General features: G+C 41.8%; 1 protein-coding gene. It reads left to right on the top strand.

All coding sequences use genetic code 11. The annotated features are described in order from the left end of the window. Nucleotides 1-26: 26 nt before the first annotated feature. Nucleotides 27-244 (top strand): aldo/keto reductase (locus tag AC0IXA_RS27985; protein WP_471814989.1); only part of this gene is annotated, 218 nt, incomplete at its 3' end.

Raw genomic sequence — 244 nt, 5'->3', positions numbered from 1 at the left:
ATGTTACACTAAACAATGGTGTCGAGATGCCGATACTCGGATTTGGGGTTTATCAAATTGATGATAAAAATGTTTGCGAAGAATCGGTTTATAATGCCCTAATGGAAGGTTACCGATTGATTGATACCGCTGCTGTGTATAGCAATGAAAAAGCAGTCGGTCGTGCCATCAAGCAGAGTGGCGTGTCCAGAGAGGAAATACTCGTTACAACAAAGCTTTGGATTCAGGATACAGGTTACAAGAG

The sequence above is a fragment of the Pseudomonas sp. AC083 genome (assembly GCF_979253165.1).
The sequence above is the reverse complement of the archived record's forward strand: the minus strand, read 5'-3'. Positions and strand labels throughout refer to the sequence as shown.